We start from the raw sequence: 21,140 nt of genomic DNA, 5'->3' as shown, positions 1-21,140 counted from the left end.
GAGCCTCGCCCGTGTCGCAACCTTTCATCGATGAATTCCGTCGTTGAGGGGCCCTAAAAACACTGATTCCGTTGTTCTGGTGTGGCGGGTATGTTGAAAGCGCAGCCCCGGCGACTAATGTGGGTGTCTCACCCATCGGACAGCTGACAGGAGGGGTGGCACGTGACCACCGAACTGCGTCGTCTGCGCAACTACATCGACGGAGCGTTCCGGGACGCCGCGGACGGGCGGACCACGGAGGTGGTCAACCCGGCCACGGGCGAGCCCTACGCCACCGCGCCGCTGTCGGGCGCGGCGGACGTGGACGCGGCGATGGCCGCCGCCGAGGCCGCCTTCCCGGCCTGGCGCGACCTGGTGCCCGGCGAGCGGCAGAAGGCACTGCTCAAGATCGCCGACGCCTTCGAGGCGCGGGCGGAGGAGCTGATCGCCGCCGAGTCGGAGAACACCGGCAAGCCGATCGGTCTCACGCGGGACGAGGAAATCCCGCCCATGATCGACCAGATCCGCTTCTTCGCGGGCGCGGCCCGGATGCTGGAGGGCCGCTCGGCCGGTGAGTACATGGAGGGCCTCACCTCGATCATCCGGCGGGAGCCGGTCGGGGTCTGCGCCCAGGTCGCACCGTGGAACTACCCGATGATGATGGCTGTGTGGAAGTTCGCCCCGGCCCTCGCCGCGGGCAATACGGTCGTCATCAAGCCCTCGGACACCACGCCCGCCTCCACCGTGCTGATCGCCGAGATCATCGGCGGAGTGCTGGCGGAACTGGGCCATCCGCAGGGCGTCTTCAACGTGATCTGCGGCGACCGCGAGACCGGCCGGCTGATGGTCGAGCACTCCGTGCCCGCCATGGCGTCCATCACCGGCTCGGTGCGAGCCGGCAAGCAGGTCGCCGAGAGCGCCTCGAAGGACGTCAAGCGGGTGCATCTGGAGCTCGGCGGCAAGGCCCCCGTGGTCGTCTTCGAGGACACCGACATCCCCAAGGCGGTCGAGGACATCTCGGTCGCGGGCTTCTTCAACGCGGGCCAGGACTGCACGGCCGCCACCCGGGTGCTGGTCCACGAGTCGATCCACGACGAGTTCGTGAGCGCGCTCGCCAAGGCCGCCGCCGAGACCAAGACCGGCGCGCCCGACGACGAGGACGTGCTGTACGGCCCGTTGAACAACGCCAACCAGCTCGCCCAGGTCTCCGGCTTCATCGACCGGCTCCCCGCCCACGCCAAGGTCGAGGCGGGCGGCCACCGGGTCGGCGACAAGGGCTTCTTCTACGCGCCCACCGTGGTCTCCGGGCTCAAGCAGGACGACGAGATCATCCAGAACGAGGTCTTCGGCCCGGTCATCACCGTGCAGACCTTCTCGGAAGAGGCGCAGGCGATCTCGTACGCCAACGGCGTGGAGTACGCGCTGGCCTCCTCGGTGTGGACCAAGGACCACGCCCGCGCGATGCGGATGTCCAAGGCCCTGGACTTCGGCTGTGTCTGGATCAACACCCACATCCCGCTGGTCGCCGAGATGCCGCACGGCGGCTTCAAGAAGTCCGGCTACGGCAAGGACCTCTCCGCCTACGGCTTCGAGGACTACACCCGCATCAAGCACGTCATGACGTCGCTGGGCTGACCCCGGGCCGTCCCCGGCCGATTCCGGGCCGTTCCCGGCTGATCCCGGCCGATTCCCGTGCCGGGGTTGTCAGTTGGTCATGGCAGGATCCCCTGTCATGACCAAGTGGGGGAAATCCGGACGTCGGTGGATCGCGGCGGCCGTCGCGATCCTGCCGGCCGTCGCGGGCTGCGGCGAGCAGAAGCCGGGCGGCACGGCCGCGTCCGAGCTGGGGTTCCGGCACTACGCCGGGGCGGTGCAGTACCCGGCCATCAGCAAGGACAGCGGCGGTGAGCACGGGCTCGACGCGCTCGTGCCGTACGGCGACTGCGTCCTCGGCCTCGGCACGTACAGCAACGGCCACCGCGACGTGGGCGTCAACTGGACCGGCGACGCGGCCTGTACGAAGCTCTCGCTCGATCCGGCGCCGGAGACCGGGGCCACCCCCGGCGAGGTGCCCGGGGACATGGCTCCGGGAAACGGCGCCGAGGGCTGGAGCGGCGGCGGGCTCGCCGGGAGGGCGGTGCTGCCCGGCGAGGACGGCTCGGTGTACGCGGCCGGTACGTCCCTCTCGCGCCTCGACCGCTCGGGGCGCGTCCACCGGCTGGCCGACCTGAAGGTCCCGCCCGTGGAACCGGATCCGGATGCCGAACCGGGCGCCCGGGACCCGGGCGGCGCGGCCGTCATGGTGCGCAGCGGCGAGCGGCTGGTCCTCGGCGGTTCGGTGACCGAGAAGCGGCGGCCCATACCGACGGTCTGGACCTCCACGGACCGGGGGAGGACCGTCCGGCGCGAGCGGCTCCCGGAGCTGCCCGACGCTCAGGGCGCGGAATCGCCCGACGCTCAGGGCGCCTCCCTCACCAGGACGGGCGTGCTGGCCATGGCCGCCGAGGGCCGCCGGATCGTGGCCATCGGCGGCAACGCCCTGGGCCAGGGGCGGCCGCGGCTGCCGGTCTGGGCGTCCACGGACGGCGGACGCACCTGGCGGGCCGCGCTCACCCCCCGGCTGCACGGCTACGCCCCGGTGAGCGGCGTGCTGTGGCACGACGGCCGGTGGATCGCCTACGGCGCCCGGTCCTACGGCGGCCGCGAGGACTACGGCAAGCCCGACCGGCCGTCCGTGCTGACCAGCGCGGACGGCCTGCACTGGAGGGTCGAGGATACCTCGGCGCTCGGCGAGGGGCGGATCCGGGGCGCGAGCGTCGACGGCTCGGGCGCGCTGGTGCTCCTCGGCCTCCGCAGCGGGGACCACCTCTTCTGCGGCGTGGTGTGGTCCGGCTTCGGCGCGGACGCCGAGCGGGCCGAGCTCGGCTGCGGCGATGCGCTGCCCTCGGCCATCACCACCCGCGCCGACGGGAAGGTCGTCATCGCGGGCAGCAACGACCTGTGGGTGGGCGGCGCCGCCGCCCGCCGCGCGGCCAGTCGCTGATCAGCCGCTGAGCAGAAGGGCCGCCAGGGCGCCGACCCGGTTGGTGGTGATCCCGTCGACGCCCGCCCGCAGCAGCCGGGACATCGACCGGCGGGTGTCGGCGGTCCAGGCGGAGACCAGCAGCCCGTCGGCGTGATGGCGGGCGACCAGCTCCCGGGAGACCAGCCCGAAGCGGTAGTTGAGCCACCGGGGGCGCAGCGCGGCCAGCAGTGCCGGGGCCGGCGGGGCGAGGGTGGTCCAGGTCAGCGCTATCTCGGCGTCCGGCTCCGCGCGGCGCACGGCGTGCAGGGCCGCCAGGGCGCCGCAGTAGTACACCCGGTCGCCCGCCCCACTCTCCCGCACCTGGGCGACGGCGGCGGGCGCGGCCGACGCGTCCGGCAGATCGATCAGCAGCCGGGTGGAGCCGGCGCACGCGAGGGCCTCGCGCAGGGTCGGGACGCCCCCGCCGGTCAGCTGCCGCACCTCGTCGGCGGTCAGCGCGGACAGCGGCCGGTCCCGGCCCCACAGCCGCTTCAGTGTGGCGTCGTGGAGCAGCACCGGCACGCCGTCCCGGGTCAGCCGTACGTCGATCTCGACCGCGCCCGCCCCCGCGCCCACCGCGGAGCGGATCGAGGGCAGGGTGTTCTCACGGCACACATACGGGTCGCCGCGGTGGCCGACCGGGACGCAGCGCGCCCCCGCCGCCCTCATCGGCCCGCGACCGCCGTGTAGGCGTCGATCTCCGCGGCGAGCCGCGCCTTGCCCTCGGCGTCCAGGAAGGACGCCTCGACGGCGTTCTTCGCCAGCGCCGCGACGCCCGCCGCGTCCAGGTCCAGCAGCCGGGCCGCGACCTGGTACTCGGTGTTGAGGTCGGTGCCGAACATCGGCGGGTCGTCGCTGTTGATCGTGACGATCACCCCGGCGTCGACCATCTGCTTCAGGGGGTGGTCGTCGAGCGTGGCGACGGCGCGCGTGGCGAGGTTGGAGGTCGGGCAGACCTCCAGCGGAATGCGGTGCTCCGCGAGATGGGCGAGCAGCTTCGGGTCCTGGACGGCGCTGGTGCCATGGCCGATGCGCTCGGCTCGCAGCTCGATGAGGGCGTCCCAGATCGTCTGCGGTCCGGTGGTCTCGCCCGCATGCGGCACGCTGCGCAGCCCGGCGGCGATGGCGCGGTCGAAGTACGGCTTGAACTGGGGGCGCGGCACCCCTATCTCCGGGCCGCCGAGGCCGAAGCCGACCAGCCCCTCGGGGCGCAGCTCACAGGCGATCCGGGCGGTCTCCTCGGCGGCCTCGAGACCGGCTTCGCCGGGGATGTCGAAGCACCAGCGCAGCACCGTGCCGAACTCCGACTCGGCCGCCTTGCGGGCGTCCTCGATCGCCTCCACGAAGGCGGTGTCCGGGATGCCGCGCCGGGTCGAGCTGTAGGGGGTGACGGTCAGCTCGGCGTAGCGGATGTTCTGCCGGGCCATGTCGCGGGCGATCTCGTAGGTCAGCAGCCGGACGTCCTCGGCGTCGCGGATCAGGTCCACCACGGAGAGATAGATCTCGATGAAGTGCGCGAAGTCCCGGAAGACGAAGTACTCGGCGAGGGCCTCGGGGTCGGTGGGCACCTTGGAGTCGGGGTGCCGGGCGGCCAGCTCGGCCACGATGCGCGGGGACGCGGACCCCACGTGGTGCACATGGAGCTCGGCCTTGGGCAGCCCGGCGATGAAGGTGGTCAGATCGGTCAACGAAACCTCCGGGAGACGCCCGCCCACGGCGGGATCCGGTCATCGTATGGTGTGTCGCCGACGGGCTCGCCACAGGCCGTAGCATGGGCGGACGTCTTTGTGGGGGAGCTCCATGGCCGACCAGCACGACCCGTCCGAGCCGCAGGCGCGGGATGAGCCACGGTGGCCCGGGCAGCCGAGGCAGCCCGAACCGCTCGAGCGCGATCCCTGGGCTCCACCGGCGCAGCGGGTCGCGATGGACAAGGCCCCGAGGGACAAGGCGATGGACAAGGCCCCGATGGACAAGGCGGCGGACGGACAAGGGATACCGGCTCCCCGCCCCCCGGTGGCCGAGCAGCCGACCCTCACCTCCTATCCCGCCACGCCGGGCCCGACGCCCCCGCCCCCTCCACCGCCCCCGCCGGGCCCCATGGCCGCGCCGGGCGCGGTGCCCCCGCCGCCGCCCGCGCCGACCGGCCCGGGCACGCCCAGCGCCTACCCGGCCGCCGGGCCGTACGGCTCGGCGGGCTATGGACCGACGGGATACGGCCGGCCCGGATACGGCCGGCAGGCGCCCCCCACGCAGTCCCCGTACGGCGGGGTGGCGGGCCATCCCGGCTACGGCTACCCGGGCACCGCCCACCCCGGCGCGGGGTACTCCGGCTCGGGATATCCGGGCACCGCCTATCCCGGCGCCGCCTACCCCGGAGGGACCTACGGCCAGGGCTGGCCGGGCGGGACGTATGTGCCGAACAACGGCCATGGCACGGCCGCCCTGGTGCTCGGCATCATCGGCCTGGTCCTCTCCCCGAGCATCCTGCTCGGCATCGTCCTCGGTGTGCTCGCGATCGTCTTCGGGGCGCTCGGCCGCACCAGGGCGGCAAGCGGCGAGGCGACCAACGGCGGTTCGGCGCTCGCCGGGGTGATCCTCGGGGTGGTCGCCGTGGTGGCGAGCGTCGTCATGATCTTTGTCTACATCGCCACGGACGACGGCTCGGACAGCGGTGACGATCCGGGCTATGCCGATGTCTCGAGCGCGGCGGTGCTCCCGCTCGCCGATATCGGCCGCTGACGCGCCTCCGGCAACGCCACGGGCCTTCCAGCTCACTCCCACCCCTCACCGACAGCCGCCGTCGACAGCGGCGCCGACCTGGGCGATCGAGCTGTCCCGGGATGCGGCATGCCCATAACATTGCCGGACGTTTACCAGGAGGGGAGACCACCGATGTCCAGCTCCATGCCCGGCCCACCGCCAGATCCGTACGACCCCCAGGCCAATCCCTACGCCACGCCCGCGCCACCGGCCCAGCCACCGCAGTACCCCGGCGCCGGCTACCCCGCCGCGCCGCCCGTCTACCCGGGGGCGGCCGGGATGCCGACGCAGCCGAACAACGGCATGGGCACGGCCGCGCTGGTCTGCGGCATCGTCGGCCTGGTCTGCGGGATCACCTACGTCCTGTGGGTCTTCGCGGTCATCCTCGGCGTCCTGGCGATCACGTTCGGCGCCATAGGCAAGGGGAAGGTGGGCCGGGGGCAGGCGAACAACGGCGGCTCGGCCACCGCCGGTCTGGTCTGCGGAATCATCGGCATGGTGCTCCCGGTGATCTACATCCTGGCGGTGGACGCCGCCCTCGACTCCATCTTCTAGAGCGGCGGTCCGGACCGGCGTCCGGTCGGCTTCCGGGCCGGGCGTCCGGACCGGCTGTCCAAACCGTCGGTCCAGACCGGGATCCGGCGCGGAAACGGTGACGCCGGAGCCGCTCTGATCACTGAATCCGTCGCGAAATCAAAAAACAACAACGGAATCCCTTGTTGAAGCGAAGGCTCTCTGTCAGGATCGGCCTTCAATTCCGGTTGGAGCTACGCCGCGCCTCGTTGGGGCGGACCGGCGGAGGAGAGCGCGATGGATCAGCGGTTCGACGTGACGGAGCGGTTCGCCGACGGTGCCCAGTACATCGCGGGCCGTCTGCGCCAGGGCGGCTCCGAGGGCACGCATCAGGTCGTCGACCCGGCCACCGGCGAGCAGGTGTTCGGCTACCGGCTCGCCGGTGCGGCCGATGTCGACGCGGCCGTGGCCGCGGCCGAGGCCGCCTTCCCCGCATGGGCGGGCGCCACCCCCGGCGAGCGGTCCGACGCGATGCACCGCTTCGCCGCGGTACTCACCGAGCGGGCCGACGACCTCGCCCACGCCGAGTCGCTGCAGTGCGGCAAGCCCATCAAGCTCAGCACCGAGTTCGATGTGCCCGGCTCCATCGACAACGTCTCCTTCTTCGCGGGCGCCGCCCGCCAGTTGGAGGGCAAGGCCGCCGGCGAGTACAGCGGTGACCACACCTCGTACATCCGCCGCGAGCCCATTGGGGTCATCGGCTCCATCGCCCCCTGGAACTACCCCCTCCAGATGGCGGCCTGGAAGGTCCTCCCGGCCATCGCCGCAGGCAACACCATCGTGCTGAAGCCCGCCGAACTGACGCCCCTGACCTCGCTGATGTTCGCGCAGGCGGCCACGGAGGCGGGCCTTCCGGACGGCGTGATCAACGTGGTGAGCGGCACCGGCCCGGAGGCGGGCGAATGGCTGGTCTCCCACCCCGCGGTGGCGATGACCTCCTTCACCGGATCGACGGCGGTCGGCAAGCGCGTCGCCGAACTCGCCACCTCCACCGTCAAGCGGATCCATCTCGAACTCGGCGGCAAGGCGCCCTTCGTCGTCTTCGACGACGCGGACCTGGAGGCCGCCGCGCACGGCGCCGTCGCGGGCGCGCTGATCAACAGCGGACAGGACTGCACCGCGGCCACCCGCGCCTATGTCCAGCGCCCGCTGTACGACGCGTTCGTCGCGGCCGTCGCCGAACTCATGGCGTCCGTACGGCTCGGCGACCCCTTCGATCCGCACACCGACCTCGGCCCGCTGGTCTCCCACGCCCAGCGCGACCGCGTGGCGGGCTACGTGGACCGGGCCCGCGGCTACGCCACCGTCGTCACCGGCGGCGAGATCCCGGGCGGCGACCTCGCCAAGGGCGCCTACTACCGGCCCACGCTCATCACCGGCGCGCCCCAGGACAGCGAGATCGTCCAGTCCGAGATCTTCGGCCCGGTCCTGGTGGTCGTCCCCTTCGACAGCGACGACGAGGGCATCGCGCTCGCCAACGACACCCCCTACGGTCTCGCCGCCTCCGCCTGGAGCCGCGATGTCTACCGGACGGGCCGCGCCTCCCGCGAGCTCCGGGCGGGGTGCGTGTGGATCAACGACCACATCCCGATCATCAGCGAGATGCCGCACGGCGGTGTGCGGGCCTCCGGCTTCGGCAAGGACATGTCGGCGTACTCCTTCGAGGAGTACACGCAGGTCAAGCACGTGATGTTCGACAACACCGCAGTGGTCCGCAAGGACTGGCACCGCACGGTCTTCGGAGATCGACAGACCTGACCGACAGACCTGAATGTGCGGCCACCCCCGCGTGGCCTCGGCCGGCCGCCACCGGCCGACACCCTCGAAAGGCACAGCTTATGGAAGCACGGCACGAGTCCGAGAGCCTGTCCCCACCGCAGATCGCCGCGATACGGCGCTCCATGACCAGCGGCCGGATGGCGCTCACCCGCCGCTCCCTGCTGCGCGCGGGAGGCGCCGGGGCCATCGCCGTCGGCGGGCTCGGGGCGCTCGGCGGCTGCGGTATCCCGCCCGCGGGGCGCACCGGGACGAACAACGCCTCCGACGACCACTCCGACGAGGAGAAGAAGGTCAACTTCTCCAACTGGTCGGAGTACATGGACATCAGCGAGGACAAGAAGCGCCACCCCACCCTGGAGGAGTTCCAGCGGCGCACCGGTATCGCGGTGAAGTACACCGAGGACATCAACGACAACGTCGAGTTCTTCGGGAAGATCAAGCCGCAGCTCGCCGGGGGCCAGAGCACCGGCCGCGACCTCATCTGCGTCACCGACTGGCTGGCCGCCCGCATGATCCGGCTCGGCTGGATGCAGAAGCTGGACGCGGCCAACCTGCCGCACGCCTACGCCAACCTGGCCGAGGGCTTCCGCACCCCCGACTGGGACCCGGGCCGCGCCTACTCCTACACCTGGACCGGCATCCCCGCCGTCATCGCGTACAACAAGAAGGCCACCGGCGGCCGTAAGGTCACCTCCATCTCGCAGCTCCTGGAGGACCCGAAGCTCAAGGGCCGGGTCGGCATGCTGACCGAGATGCGCGACACCGTCGGGCTGACCCTCCTCGACATGGGCAAGCGGCCGGAGAGCGTCACCGCCGACGACTACGACGCCGCCCTCGCCCGCATTCAGAAGGCCGTCGACCGCGGGCAGATCCGCCGCTTCACCGGCGGTGAGTACACCGGCGACCTCGGCCAGGGCGACATCGCGGCGTGCGTGGCCTGGGCGGGCGACCTGGTCCAGCTCCAACTGGACAAGCCGCAGGTGGAGTTCGCCATCCCGGAGGCCGGCTACATGACCTCCACCGACAACCTGCTGATCCCGAACAAGGCGCGCCACAAGAAGAACGCGGAGCGGCTCATCGACTTCTACTACGAGCCCAAGAACGCCGCGAAGGTCGCCGCCTTCATCAACTACGTATGTCCGGTCGACGGGGTCCGCGATGAGCTGGCGAAGATCGACAAGGGCCTGGCGGAGAACCCGCTGATCATCCCCGACGAGGAGATGACCGCCAAGTCCCATGCCTTCCGCTCGCTGTCGAGCGAGGAAGAGACCGCCTTCGAGGAAAAGTTCGCCAAGCTCACCGGCGCCTGACAGACGAGGGAAGCCCCCCCATGACCGACCCCACTGCCACCCCCGCCGCCGGCGGCGACGTCCGTCTCACCGGGATCAGCAAGACCTACGGGTCCTTCACCGCCGTCCAGCCGCTCGATCTCTACGTACCCGCCGGTTCCTTCTTCGCCCTGCTCGGCGCCTCCGGCTGCGGCAAGACCACCACGTTGCGCATGATCGCGGGACTGGAGGAGCCCACCAGCGGCGTCGTCCGGCTCGCCGATGAGGACATCACCGCCCTCCCGCCCCACAAGCGGCCCGTCAACACGGTCTTCCAGAGCTATGCCCTCTTCCCGCACCTCGACATCTTCGAGAACGTCGCCTTCGGACTGCGCCGGCGCGGCATCAAGTCGGTGAAGAAGCAGGTCGAGGAGATGCTGGAGCTGGTGCAGCTCGGCGACTTCGCCCGCCGCAGGCCGCAGCAGCTCTCCGGCGGCCAGCAGCAGCGCGTCGCCGTCGCCCGCGCCCTGATCAACCACCCCCGGGTGCTGCTGCTCGACGAACCGCTGGGCGCGCTCGACCTCAAGCTGCGCCGTCAGATGCAGCTGGAGCTCAAGCGCATCCAGACCGAGGTCGGCATCACCTTCATCCATGTCACCCACGACCAGGAGGAGGCCATGACCATGGCCGACACGGTCGCGGTGATGAACGGCGGCCGGGTCGAACAGCGCGGCGCCCCCGCCGACCTCTACGAGAACCCCGGCACCACCTTCGTCGCCAACTTCCTCGGCACCTCCAACCTCATCGAGGCCGAGATCACCGACAAGAGCGGCGGCGACCTCGTCCTCGCCGCCGCCGGCGGCAAGCTCTCGCTGCCCGCCGACCGATGTAGCGCTCCCGTCCGCACCGGAGGGAAACTGCTGGTAGGCGTGCGTCCCGAGAAGATCACCCTGGCCCACGCCGAGGACGCCGGGACCATCCCCGAGGGCCGCAACCGGCTCACCGGGCGGATCGCCGACTCCAGCTTCATCGGCGTCTCCACCCAGTACCTCATCACCACCCCGGGCTGCCCCGAGATCACCGTCTACGAGCAGAACATCGAGCGTGACACCCGGCTCGTCCCCGGCGCCGAGGTCGTCCTGCACTGGAACCCCGCCCACACCTTCGGCCTCGACGCGACCCAGGACATCGACGCCGGTACGGAGCTGGACGAGGAGGCCTCGTGAGCGTGTCCCGGCGCGCTGCGCGGGCTGGACTGAGGAGCCGCGCAGCGACGAAGGAGCGAGCAGTGACGAGGGAAGCCCGCGCGTTGGAGCGCGCCGGGACTGAGCGGGGAGAGGGGAGCGCGACGGCCACTCCCGACGCCCCGCCGGACGCCGCCGGGCCCGCGCCCGAGCCCGTACAGAAGCCGCCCCTCTTCAGGACCGCCGTCCGCAAGCGGCTGGTGCCCTACTGGCTGCTGCTCCCCGGCATCCTCTGGCTGCTGATCTTCTTCGCCGCGCCGCTGGTCTACCAGGCGTCGACCTCCGTCCAGACCGGCTCCCTCGAAGAGGGCTTCAAGGTCACCTGGCACTTCCAGACCTACTGGGACGCGCTGAGCGAGTACTACCCGCAGTTCCTGCGCTCGGTGCTCTACGCCGCCACCGCCACCGTGATGTGCCTGGTGCTCGGCTATCCGCTCGCGTATCTCATCGCCTTCCGGGCGGGCCGCTGGCGCAATCTGGTGATGATCCTGGTCATCGCGCCGTTCTTCACCAGCTTCCTGATCCGCACCCTGGCCTGGAAGACGATCCTCTCCGACAGCGGCCCGGTGGTGGGCGCGCTCAACTCGCTGCACATCCTGGACGTCACCAGCTATCTGGGGATCACCGAGGGACAGCGGGTGCTGGCCACTCCGCTCGCGGTGGTCTGCGGGCTGACGTACAACTTCCTGCCCTTCATGATCCTCCCGCTCTACACCTCGCTGGAGCGCATCGACCCGAGGCTCCACGAGGCCGCGGGCGACCTCTACGCCCGGCCCGTCACCACCTTCCGGAAGGTGACCTTCCCGCTGTCCATGCCGGGGGTCGTCGCGGGCACGCTGCTCACCTTCATCCCCGCCACGGGCGACTACATCAACGCCGAACTGCTCGGCTCCGCCGACCAGAAGATGGTCGGCAACGTCATCCAGTCGCAGTTCCTGCGGGTGCTGGACTATCCGACGGCGGCGGCGCTGTCCTTCATCCTCATGGCGGCCATCCTCACGATGGTCACCGTCTACATCCGCAAGTCCGGGACGGAGGACCTGGTGTGACGGCCCTGACGCGCTGGATACGGCGGAACCTGGCGGTCATCGCGGGGCTCGGCACCCTCGCGTATCTGATCCTGCCCAACGTCGTCGTCCTGGTCTTCTCCTTCAACAAGCCCAACGGGCGCTTCAACTACGAATGGCAGCGGTTCTCCACCGAGGCCTGGACCGATCCGTGCGGCGTCGCCGACCTGTGCGGCTCGCTCTCGCTCAGCCTGAAGATCGCGGTATGGGCGACGATCGGCGCGACCCTCCTCGGCACGATGATCGCCTTCGCGCTGGCCCGCTACCGCTTCCGGGCCCGCTCCTCGGTCAACAGCCTGATCTTCCTGCCGATGGCCATGCCCGAGGTCGTCATGGCCGCCTCGCTGGCCACCCTCTTCCTCAACATGGGCGTGGACTTCGGCTTCTGGACGATCCTCATCGCCCACATCATGTTCTGCCTGAGCTTCGTCGTGACGGCCGTCAAGGCGCGGGTGATGTCCATGGACCCCCGGCTGGAACAGGCCGCGCAGGACCTCTACGCCTCCCCGGCGCAGACCTTCGTGCGCGTCACCCTGCCGATCGCCGCGCCCGGTATCGCCGCCGGCGCGCTGCTGTCCTTCGCGCTCTCCTTCGACGACTTCATCATCACCAACTTCAACGCCGGCTCGACCGTGACCTTCCCCATGTTCGTCTGGGGATCCGCACAGCGCGGCACGCCCGTGCAGATCAATGTGATCGGAACGGCGATGTTCGCCGTAGCGGTGCTGTGCGTTCTCGCCGGCCAACTGGCCGGCGCCCGTCGCAAGAGGAGCTGAAAACCATGGCCACGGACGCCATGACCCGCTCGCCCGGGGGCGACAGCGCCCCCGGCCCGTCCGCCCTCAAAGCCCTGGCCGACGCCGCGTACCGGCCCTACTGGCTGGACGACCCCGGCAGGCCCCGCCCCCGCCCCGCCCTGGTGGGGGAGGAGCGCTGCGATCTGCTCGTCGTCGGCGGCGGCTACAGCGGACTGTGGACCGCCCTGATCGCCAAGGAACGCGACCCCGACCGCGAGGTGGTCCTGGTCGAGGGCCAGGAAATCGGCTGGGCCGCCTCCGGGCGCAACGGCGGCTTCTGCGCCGCCTCCCTCACCCACGGCCTCGGCAACGGCGCCGCCCGCTGGCCCGATGAGCTGGCCGAACTCGAACGGCTCGGCCTCCGCAACCTCGACGCCATCGAATCCGCCGTCGAGCGTTACGGCATCGACTGCGACTTCGAACGCACCGGCGAGATCGATGTGGCCACCGCGCCCCACCAGGTCGAGGAGTTGCGCGAAACCGTCGAACAGGCCGGCGCCCTCGGCCTCGAGCCGCCCGAGTTCCTCGACCGCGACGCGGTGCGCGCCGAGGTCGACTCGCCCACCTTCCTGGCCGGGCTGTGGGACCGCCGGGGCGTGGCCATGGTGCACCCCGCCAAGCTCGCCTGGGGCCTGGCCCGGGCCTGCGCCGAACTGGGCGTACGGATCTACGAGCACACCCCGGCCGAACGGCTGGCGAGCAGCGGGGCGGCGATGACCGTCCGCACTCCCTACGGACGGGTCCGCGCCCGGCAGGTGGCGCTCGCCACCAACGCCTTCCCCGCCCTGGTGCGCCGCGTCCGCCCGTACATCGCCCCGGTCTACGACCACGCGCTGATGACCGAACCGCTCACCGAGGAGCAGCTCGACGCGATCGGCTGGCAGCGCAGGCAGGGGCTCAGCGACACCGCCAACCACTTCCACTACTTCCGGCTCACCGCCGACCGGCGCATCCTGTGGGGCGGCTACGACATCATCTACCGCTACGGCGGACGGGTGCGCGCCGAATACGATCACCACCCGGCCACCTATCGCACCCTCGCCCAGCACTTCTTCCAGTGCTTCCCGCAGCTGGAGGGCGTGCGCTTCAGCCACGCCTGGGGCGGCGCGATCGACACCTGCTCGCGCTTCTCCGCGTTCTTCGGCAGCGCGCACGGGGGGAGGGTGGCGTACGCCCTCGGCTATACGGGCCTGGGGGTCGGGGCGACCCGCTTCGGCGCCGAGGTGATGCTCGATCTGCTCGCCGGTGAGCGCACCGAGCGCACCCGCCTGGAGATGGTCCGCAGCAAGCCCCTGCCCTTCCCGCCGGAGCCGGTGCGCTGGGCGGGCATCGGCATCACCCAGTGGTCCATGACCCGGGCCGACGAGAACGGCGGGCGCCGCAATCTGTGGCTGAAGGCCATGGACAAGGTGGGGCTGGGGTTCGACAGCTGAGCTGAGCCGGGCCGCCGTTGCCCCGGGCCGTTCCGTGTGGCCCGGGGCAACCGCGGCCCGCTTTCGGTCAGCGGCCGGGGCTCGACCGGCTCAACCCGCTCAATCCGCTCGACCCGCTCAACCGGCTCAACCCGCTCGACCGGCTCAACCCGTCGTCCGGCCCGTACGGCTCGGCCGGAGCAGCGCCCACAGCAGCAGACCGGACAGACACCAGCTCGCGACGGTGTCCAGCGGCCAGTGGTAGCCGCGCCGGACCAGCCCGGCGGCCACGGCGAGGTTCAGTACGGCGACGGCCACCAGGAGGGGCCGCCGTAGCCGCGGGTGCAGCAGAGGGTGGAGGAGCAGCGCCGCCGCGCCATAGGCGACGGCGGCCGTCGCGGCATGTCCGGAGGGGAAGAATCCGGTCTCGCCCGCCAGCGGACCGGGCGGGCCGGGGCGGTCGATCAGCGCCTTGAACGGAACCACCAGCGCCGGAACCGCCGCCATCGCCACCGCCGCGGCCAGCGGCGGCAGCCACCAGCGCGGCTCTCCCGTGCGCCGGGCGCACCACGCCGTCCAGCCGAGGGCGACGGCCAGGATGGGGACCGCCACCGCCGTATTGCCGAGGTCGGCGAGGAACTCGGCGACGGGGGAGGGGAACGCCGATCCGGCGATCGCGCGGCCGAGCCGTTCGTCGTAGGTCCGCAGGGGGCCATGGGCGGCGATCTGCCAGGTGCACAGCGCGAGCAGTGCGAGCAGAGCGAGGGCTGTGAGGAGCGCGCGGGGCGTGAAGAACGGCGCCCGGGGCGCGGAAGGGGGGTGAACAGTCGGCAGCCCCGGAACAGGGGGGGTAGTTCCGGGGCCGCCGTGGCGACCGGTGTGCCGCGCGCCCCGGGGGGTTTGGGGCGGGCGGCCGTCCGATCGGTGAGGAGATCCGGAGCCGGAGGCTCCAGTGGTGTGCGCGAGGGCACAGCCGGGTCGGGGCTGGGGAAGCACCGGCTCGGCATCGCCCGCAGTCTCCTGCGAGCGGGGTGTTTCTCTCATCTGCAATGACCGTACGGCAGCGAAGCCCCGCCCGACAGGCCGATCACCCACCTGTCATCGGCCCCGCACATCTTCTTCACGCCACCCATCGATCACCCACAGTCACAGCTCGGCGAACGCGACCTCGAGGACGTCGAGACCCTCGTTCAGAAGGTCCTCGCCGATCACCAGCGGCGGCAGGAAACGCAGCACATTGCCGTAGGTCCCGCAGGTCAGCACCAGCAGCCCGGCCGAGTGGCACGCCTTGGCGACGGCGGCAGTGGCCTCGGGGTTGGGGTCCTTGGTGCCGGACTTCACCAGCTCGATGGCGATCATGGCGCCCCGGCCGCGGAGGTCGCCGATGATGTCGTACTTCTCCTGCATCGCGGCGAGGCGGCCCTTCATGACCTCCTCGATGCGCTTGGCCTTGGCGTTGAGGTCCAGCTCGCGCATGGTCTCGATCGCGCCGAGCGCCGCCGCGCACGCCACCGGGTTTCCGCCGTAGGTGCCGCCGAGGCCGCCGGAGTGCGCCGCGTCCATGATCTCCGCGCGGCCGGTGACGGCGGCGAGCGGCAGACCGCCCGCGATGCCCTTGGCGGTGGTGATCAGGTCCGGGACGATGCCCTCGTCCTCACAGGCGAACCACTGGCCGGTGCGGCAGAAGCCGGACTGGATCTCGTCCGCGACGAAGACGATGCCGTTGGCCTGGGCGAACTCCGCGATCCGAGGCAGGAAGCCCTTGGCGGGCTCAATGAAGCCGCCCTCGCCGAGGACCGGCTCGATGATGATCGCGGCCACGTTCTCCGCCCCGATCTGCTTGCTGATCATGTCGATGGCCTGGGCCGCGGCCTCCTCGGCGCAGTTCTCCGGGCCGGTCAGCCAGCGGTAGGGGTAGGCGAGCGGAACGCGGTAGACCTCGGGCGCGAACGGGCCGAAGCCGTGCTTGTACGGCATGTTCTTGGCGGTGAGCGCCATGGTGAGGTTGGTGCGGCCGTGGTAGCCGTGGTCGAAGACGACGACCGCCTGGCGCTTGGTGTAGGAACGGGCGATCTTCACCGCGTTCTCCACCGCCTCGGCGCCCGAGTTGAACAGCGCCGACTTCTTGGCGTGGTCGCCGGGCGTGAGCCGGGCCAGCTCCTCGCAGACCTCCACATAGCCCTCGTACGGCGTGACCATGAAACAGGTGTGCGTGAAGTCCGCCAGCTGCGCGGACGCCCGGCGCACGACGGCCTCCGCGGAGGAGCCGACGGAGGTCACGGCGATACCGGAACCGAAGTCGATCAGCGAGTTGCCGTCCACGTCCTCGATCACCCCGCCGCCCGCACGCACGGTGAAGACCGGCAGCACACTCCCCACCCCGCCGGCGACCGCCGCGTTCTTACGAGCGAGCAGCTCCTGCGACTTCGGGCCGGGAATGGCGGTGACGACGCGACGCTCCTGGGGGAGGGACGGGCCTCCGGACAGTTCGGTCATGAGGGGCTCCAGGGGAAAGAACAGCGGTTTTAGTCGCAGGCTAGGGGCGCGGCGGCGGATGAGGCATGTTCCGTTCGGGAGCACTGCGCGTGTTGCCTTGTCCGCGACGGCTATAGCCGGGCGGCGGCCTTACGGGTCCGGTGACCGTTTTAGGGATGCGGCGGCCGCCTTACGGAACTGGCGACCCCATCACGGATCCGGTGACCGCTCTGGGGATCCGGTGACCGCTTTAGGGGACCCGCGAGTGAGACGGCACCGCCCGGGTCGCTGAACTCCCCGCGCGGGAACACTAGATTGAGCGATGGCGCGAAAGCCGAGGAACAGCCGGTCAGGGGGCAAGGGGCAGCACATGGACACCGAGGGCACGTTCGACCCACGCAGCACACGCCACAACCCGCTCCCACCCCCGCCCCCGCAATCCCCGCCCTCCTTCCCCACGGCCCCGCCGCCGGTGCCGCCGACCGCGCCCCCGGCGGCCCCTGGTGCGGCCCCGGTACCCGCCCAGGCTCCCGGCGCGCCCCCGGCCCCCGGGCCCGCGGCCCGCCCGTCCTTCGTCGCCTGGCTGCGCGCTCCGCGGTCCGAGGCGGCACCGGGGGTGTGGACGTACGAGCACAAGCCGAAGGCACCGGAGGAGCCGGACCGCATTCCAGGGCGGCGGCTGCTCAGCGGTGCCCTGATCTCCGTGCTCTGCGGCTGGCTGGTCTGGTCGCTGCTCTGGAACGGGTACCTGGGTGGCTATTGGCTGTGGCCCATGTATCTGCTGACTCCGGACTCGTGGTACGAGCGAGGGGGCAACACACAGGCGGGCTGGTGGGCCCAGCGGATCTATATCGGTATTGTCCTCGCCTGCCTTGCAGTGATCTTCGGCCGCGTCGGCCACTGGTCCGAAGTCTGGCGCCGCTACGTCGCGCCCCTCTTCCGGCGGGCCTGGGACGAGCCCGCCCCCGAGGCCGTCGTCGCGGGGCGGCCGGAGGGGGATCCGCTGGAGTGGCCGCACCTGCGGGCCGCCGGGGCGCACAGTGCGGCCGATCGGTTGGCGGCGGACGCACGGGCGGGGGCGATGAATGACGTCGACCATGCCCGGATCGAGCGCGCCTGGCAGTCCGTGCGGGCCGGGAGGAACTCCCTCGCCTCGTTCACCGACACCGTGCTGCGCCACGGCGCCGCCTCGTACGGCCACCCGTCCGGCGCGCGGGATCTGCCCGCCAGGACGGCGCGGCATGATCTCCTCGCGCATCAGGTCCGGCTCGGCACCGCCTCAGACGACCCCCGCAACCCCTACCAGCACCGCGGCGTCGGGCTCGCCCTCGATCCCGATGTGCTCGCCACCTCGCTGCTGGCCGTCGGGCCGCCCGGTTCGGGGAAGACGGGGCGGATGGTGCGGCCCGTCGTGGAGTCGCTGTGTCTGCAGGCGCTCGCCGGGCAGGTCGCCGTCGTGGCGGTCGGCGCGGCGGGGGCCGGGCTCGGGGCGGATGAGGCGTTCGACGTCGTCGTGAAGATCGGCCGGCCCGACTCCGGCTACGACTTCGACCTCTACGGCGGCACCACCGACCCCGACGAGGCCGCGGGCATCCTCGCCGAGGCGCTGATCGGCGACATGGCCGCCTCGCTGCCCGGTGGGGACAGCCGGCGCGCCGCCACCGCGCTGGCCCAGTTGCTCGGCCCCTACCGCGCCGCCCACGGCCGCTTCCCGTCCGTCCCGGATCTGCGGGAGCTGCTGGACGGTTCCAAGACGGCCGTCAACGCACTGCGCGAGGCGCTGGAGGAGGCCGGGGAGCGGGCGCAGGTCCGTGAGCTGGAGGCACGGGTCCGGCAGTCGGGTGCGCCCGGGGACGTGGGCACGCTGCTGGCGGACCGGATCGCGCTGCTGGACCGGCCCGCGTTCGCCGATTTCTTCGACACCACCGGCGACCGCCGCCCGTTCTCCCTCCGCGCCCTCGAGCACCCCCTCCGGGTCCGGATCGATCTGCCCGAGCGCGGGCATGCGGAGGCCTCGCGGATGCTGGCGCGGCTGGTCCTGGCGCAGTTCACCGAGTGCGCCGTGGGCCGCGCCGACCGTTCGCTGTTCGCCTGTCTGATCCTCGACGACGCCTCGCACACCATCACCCCCGAGGCCCTGCGCGGTATCCAGCGGCTCCGTTCCGCCCACGCGGGCGCCGTGCTCACCCTCCGCACCCTCGACGACGTCCCCGAGGCGCTGCGCAGCGCCCTGCTCGGCGCGGTCGGCTGCCGGATGGCCTGTGCCGGGGTGACGACCTGGGACGGGGCGCGGTTCGCGGAGGTGTGGGGGACGGAGTGGGTCGAGACGCGGGACGTCACCGACCGGCAGATCATCGCCGAGGAACCGCTCACCAAGGTGCTGCACTTCATCCGTAAGGTCGTCACCGGTAAGGCGGTGACCACGCAGTCGGTGACCGTACGGACGGTGGAGCGCGAGCGCTGGTCCGCGTCCGAGCTGGCCCACGCGGTTCCCGCCGGGCATGCGGTGCTGTCGGTGACCTCCGTAAGGGGCGAGGGCGGGCCGCCGGTGCTGGTGGATCTCCGCGGGTGACCGACCCACGCCCCAGATGTTCTGCCGCGGTTGCCCCGTTCAACGTGACGGGGCGACTCAAAGCGACGGGGCGACTCAAAGCGACGGGGCGACTCAAAGCGACGGGGCGACCGCAGCGTCACGGCCAGACTGGTGGCCAAATCAGGCCGTCAATTCCACGTATTCGTCCATTGAGGCAGAATCGGCAGTAGCCGTTCATACGGGGCGGTGAAGTCGTCGCATTCGCATCGAAGGTGCCATGCCTCCCACGCTCGCCTCACTCGTCCGCCACCCAGGTCTCAAGCTGTCCGTGCTCGCGGGCGAGGACCGGCTGGAGACGCCGGTGCGCTGGGCACATGTCAGCGAGCTCGCCGACCCCGTGCCCTATATGGAGGGCGGCGAGCTGCTGCTGATCACCGCGATGCAGATCGAGGCCGAGGACCCGGAGGAGATGAGCCGCTATGTGCGGCGGCTGGTGGGCGCGGGCGTGGTCGGGCTCGGCTTCGCGCTCGGCGTCAAGTACGCCGAGGTGCCGGCCGCGCTCGCCGCGGCGGCCAAGGAGGAGGGGCTGCCGCTGATCGGCGTGCCCCGCCGCACCCCCTTCATCGCGATCAGCAAGGCCGTCTCCGCGGCGATAGCCGCCGACCAGTACCGGGCCGTGACCGCCGGGTTCGAGGCGCAGCGCGAGCTGACTCGCGCCGCCATCGGTGCCGAGGGGCCCGCCGCGCTGCTCGCCCGGCTCGCCGCCCATGTCGACGGCTGGGCCGCGCTCTACGACGTCTCCGGCGCCGTGGTCGCCGCCGCCCCCGACTGGGCCGCCCGCCGCGCCGCCCGGCTCACCCCCGACGTCGAGCGGCTGCGCTCCCGCCCCGGCCCCGCGAGCATCGTGGTCGGCGGGGGCGGCGAGGCCGGGGCCGCGGGCGCGGAACCGGCCGAGGACACGGCCGTCGCCGACCGGGTGGAGCTCCAGTCCCTGGGCACCGGGCGCCGTACCACCCGCGGCGTGCTCGCGGTCGGCACGGGCGCGCCGCTGGGCACCGCCGAGCGCTATGCCGTGCACTCCGCGGTCGCGCTGCTGACCTTGACCACCGAGCGTTCCCGCGCCCTGCGGGAGGCCGAGCAGCGGCTCGGCGCCGCCGTGCTGCGGATGCTGCTCGCGGGCGAGCCCGACCATGCCCGTGCGGTCGCCGGGCGGCTGTACGGCGGGCTGCTCGACGCGCCGTTCCGGATGCTGGTCGCCGAGGTGCCGTCCGGCGGCGCGGCCCAGCCGCCCCACGCGGCGCCGCCCGGCGTGGACGAGGCCCCTCCGGAAGCCTTCGCCGAAGCCACCACCGCGACCACGGCCGCCGGGGAAACCGAGGCGGCCGACCCCCTCGCCACGCTCACCGACACCATGGAGGCGGCCGCGGCCCGCATCGGCGAGTCGGTGCTGGTCGTGCCCGACGGCGAACGGCTCATCGTGCTGGCCCCCGACGGCGGCGCGGCGGTCGCGGCATGCGCCGAGCACGCCCGGGTCGTCGAGAGCCGCCGCGGCACCAAGGCCCGCCCCCGCGACCGTACGGCCGCCGCCGCGCCCCACGGCGACGAGCTGGTCATCGGGCTGTCCGCGCCCGCGGGCCCCATCGCCGCCGCGGCCGCCTACCGCCAGGCCGAGCAGGCCTTGTCGGTGGCGCGCCGCCGCGGCCGGATGCTGGTCGAGCATGAGCAGGTCGCGGCGGGTTCGGTGCTGCCCCTGCTCGCCGACGACGCCGTAAGGGCGTTCGCCGACGGCATGCTGCGCGCCCTGCACGAGCACGACGCCACCGGCCGGGGCGATCTGGTCGCCTCGCTGCGCGCCTGGCTCTCCCGGCACGGCCAGTGGGACGCGGCCGCCGCCGACCTCGGCGTCCACCGGCACACCCTGCGCTACCGGATGCGCCGCGTCGAGGAGATCCTGGGCCGCTCCCTGGACGACCCGGACGTCCGTATGGAGCTCTGGCTCGCCCTCAAGGCCACGGCCGCCGGCTCCTCGGCCTGAGGCGCACGCCTCCGCCACGAGACGGCCGTCTCGCCCTGGGCACCCCTTCCCGGTCACCTCCTCCCGCTCTCCCCGAATCGGGCACGCCATAGCGGAGCGCCGACGGCCCCGACTGCTACGCCCCGGACAAACGCCGAGCGGGCCGGGCGCGCCT

16 protein-coding genes are annotated in these 21,140 nt (G+C 72.0%); 12 read left to right on the top strand and 4 right to left on the bottom strand.

The genetic code is table 11. The features are described from left to right. Positions 1-162 precede the first annotated feature (162 nt). Both J8403_RS13665 and J8403_RS13660 read left to right on the top strand, forming a co-directional pair. Positions 163-1,614, top strand: a complete 1,452-nt coding sequence (locus tag J8403_RS13665) for a gamma-aminobutyraldehyde dehydrogenase (RefSeq protein WP_059144219.1) — start codon at positions 163-165, stop codon at positions 1,612-1,614. A 97-nt stretch (positions 1,615-1,711) separates the two neighbouring features. Next, positions 1,712-3,022: a hypothetical protein gene (locus tag J8403_RS13660; RefSeq protein ID WP_211123442.1), complete on the top strand. Its 1,311-nt coding sequence runs from the start codon at positions 1,712-1,714 to the stop codon at positions 3,020-3,022. On the opposite strand, the gene J8403_RS13655 is transcribed toward J8403_RS13660, so the two are convergent. Both J8403_RS13655 and J8403_RS13650 read right to left on the bottom strand, forming a co-directional pair. Then, entirely contained in the window at positions 3,023-3,712 is a 690-nt protein-coding gene (locus tag J8403_RS13655) for a glycerophosphodiester phosphodiesterase (protein ID WP_211123441.1), read from the bottom strand. It lies immediately after the preceding gene. Further along, positions 3,709-4,731 (bottom strand): adenosine deaminase, encoded by a 1,023-nt coding sequence (locus J8403_RS13650; RefSeq protein WP_211123440.1) that lies wholly within the window; start codon positions 4,729-4,731, stop codon positions 3,709-3,711. The genes J8403_RS13655 and J8403_RS13650 overlap by 4 nt, the downstream gene beginning before the upstream one ends. A gap of 112 nt (positions 4,732-4,843) precedes the next feature. On the opposite strand from J8403_RS13650, the gene J8403_RS13645 reads away from it, so the two are divergent. The 8 genes from J8403_RS13645 to J8403_RS13610 all read left to right on the top strand — a co-directional run bounded on the left by J8403_RS13645 (position 4,844) and on the right by J8403_RS13610 (position 13,964). Continuing rightward, positions 4,844-5,782: a DUF4190 domain-containing protein gene (locus tag J8403_RS13645; protein ID WP_211123439.1), complete on the top strand. Its 939-nt coding sequence runs from the start codon at positions 4,844-4,846 to the stop codon at positions 5,780-5,782. Between the two features lie 153 nt (positions 5,783-5,935). After that, complete coding sequence (locus J8403_RS13640) at positions 5,936-6,358, top strand: DUF4190 domain-containing protein (protein WP_211123438.1); 423 nt, start codon at positions 5,936-5,938, stop codon at positions 6,356-6,358. Positions 6,359-6,613: 255 nt separating this feature from the next. Continuing rightward, positions 6,614-8,134 (top strand): gamma-aminobutyraldehyde dehydrogenase, encoded by a 1,521-nt coding sequence (locus J8403_RS13635; RefSeq protein WP_211123437.1) that lies wholly within the window; start codon positions 6,614-6,616, stop codon positions 8,132-8,134. Positions 8,135-8,214: 80 nt separating this feature from the next. After that, on the top strand, positions 8,215-9,465 hold the full coding sequence (locus J8403_RS13630) for a polyamine ABC transporter substrate-binding protein (protein ID WP_211123436.1): 1,251 nt from the start codon (positions 8,215-8,217) through the stop codon (positions 9,463-9,465). A 20-nt stretch (positions 9,466-9,485) separates the two neighbouring features. Next, entirely contained in the window at positions 9,486-10,649 is a 1,164-nt protein-coding gene (locus tag J8403_RS13625; RefSeq protein ID WP_211123435.1) for an ABC transporter ATP-binding protein, read from the top strand. A gap of 62 nt (positions 10,650-10,711) precedes the next feature. After that, the gene (locus J8403_RS13620) at positions 10,712-11,716 is read left to right on the top strand and encodes an ABC transporter permease (RefSeq protein WP_246585834.1); all 1,005 of its coding nucleotides are present in this window, start codon (positions 10,712-10,714) and stop codon (positions 11,714-11,716) included. Next, positions 11,713-12,510, top strand: coding sequence for an ABC transporter permease (locus tag J8403_RS13615; protein WP_211123434.1), 798 nt, complete (start codon positions 11,713-11,715; stop codon positions 12,508-12,510). The genes J8403_RS13620 and J8403_RS13615 overlap by 4 nt, the downstream gene beginning before the upstream one ends. A gap of 5 nt (positions 12,511-12,515) precedes the next feature. After that, the gene (locus J8403_RS13610; RefSeq protein WP_425519784.1) at positions 12,516-13,964 is read left to right on the top strand and encodes an NAD(P)/FAD-dependent oxidoreductase; all 1,449 of its coding nucleotides are present in this window, start codon (positions 12,516-12,518) and stop codon (positions 13,962-13,964) included. 144 nt (positions 13,965-14,108) lie between these two features. Here the strand turns inward: J8403_RS13610 and J8403_RS13605 are convergent, their stop codons facing one another. Then, positions 14,109-14,987, bottom strand: a complete 879-nt coding sequence (locus tag J8403_RS13605) for a phosphatase PAP2 family protein (protein WP_211123433.1) — start codon at positions 14,985-14,987, stop codon at positions 14,109-14,111. Between the two features lie 102 nt (positions 14,988-15,089). Beyond that, the gene (gene gabT, locus J8403_RS13600; protein WP_211123432.1) at positions 15,090-16,439 is read right to left on the bottom strand and encodes a 4-aminobutyrate--2-oxoglutarate transaminase; all 1,350 of its coding nucleotides are present in this window, start codon (positions 16,437-16,439) and stop codon (positions 15,090-15,092) included. 349 nt (positions 16,440-16,788) lie between these two features. On the opposite strand from gabT, the gene J8403_RS13595 reads away from it, so the two are divergent. Continuing rightward, on the top strand, positions 16,789-18,990 hold the full coding sequence (locus tag J8403_RS13595; RefSeq protein ID WP_211123431.1) for a type IV secretory system conjugative DNA transfer family protein: 2,202 nt from the start codon (positions 16,789-16,791) through the stop codon (positions 18,988-18,990). Between the two features lie 238 nt (positions 18,991-19,228). After that, positions 19,229-20,986, top strand: coding sequence for a PucR family transcriptional regulator (locus J8403_RS13590; protein ID WP_211123430.1), 1,758 nt, complete (start codon positions 19,229-19,231; stop codon positions 20,984-20,986). Positions 20,987-21,140 lie beyond the last annotated feature (154 nt).

Origin of the sequence: Streptomyces yatensis, assembly GCF_018069625.1 — a bacterium.
Classification (GTDB): Bacteria; Actinomycetota; Actinomycetes; order Streptomycetales; family Streptomycetaceae; genus Streptomyces; species Streptomyces yatensis.
This window is presented reverse-complemented; position numbering and strand designations above follow the sequence as displayed.

Excerpts from the sequence above, each read along its gene's own strand:
- J8403_RS13625 (WP_211123435.1), top strand. The coding sequence starts at position 9,486 with ATGACCGACCCCACTGCCACCCCCGCCGCCGGCGGCGACGTCCGTCTC.
- J8403_RS13645 (WP_211123439.1), top strand. The coding sequence starts at position 4,844 with ATGGCCGACCAGCACGACCCGTCCGAGCCGCAGGCGCGGGATGAGCCA.
- J8403_RS13610 (WP_425519784.1), top strand. The coding sequence starts at position 12,516 with ATGGCCACGGACGCCATGACCCGCTCGCCCGGGGGCGACAGCGCCCCC.
- J8403_RS13655 (WP_211123441.1), bottom strand. The coding sequence starts at position 3,712 with ATGAGGGCGGCGGGGGCGCGCTGCGTCCCGGTCGGCCACCGCGGCGAC.
- J8403_RS13635 (WP_211123437.1), top strand. The coding sequence starts at position 6,614 with ATGGATCAGCGGTTCGACGTGACGGAGCGGTTCGCCGACGGTGCCCAG.
- J8403_RS13595 (WP_211123431.1), top strand. The coding sequence starts at position 16,789 with ATGGACACCGAGGGCACGTTCGACCCACGCAGCACACGCCACAACCCG.
- J8403_RS13640 (WP_211123438.1), top strand. The coding sequence starts at position 5,936 with ATGTCCAGCTCCATGCCCGGCCCACCGCCAGATCCGTACGACCCCCAG.
- J8403_RS13605 (WP_211123433.1), bottom strand. The coding sequence starts at position 14,987 with ATGAGAGAAACACCCCGCTCGCAGGAGACTGCGGGCGATGCCGAGCCG.
- gabT (WP_211123432.1), bottom strand. The coding sequence starts at position 16,439 with ATGACCGAACTGTCCGGAGGCCCGTCCCTCCCCCAGGAGCGTCGCGTC.
- J8403_RS13660 (WP_211123442.1), top strand. The coding sequence starts at position 1,712 with ATGACCAAGTGGGGGAAATCCGGACGTCGGTGGATCGCGGCGGCCGTC.
- J8403_RS13630 (WP_211123436.1), top strand. The coding sequence starts at position 8,215 with ATGGAAGCACGGCACGAGTCCGAGAGCCTGTCCCCACCGCAGATCGCC.
- J8403_RS13590 (WP_211123430.1), top strand. The coding sequence starts at position 19,229 with ATGCCTCCCACGCTCGCCTCACTCGTCCGCCACCCAGGTCTCAAGCTG.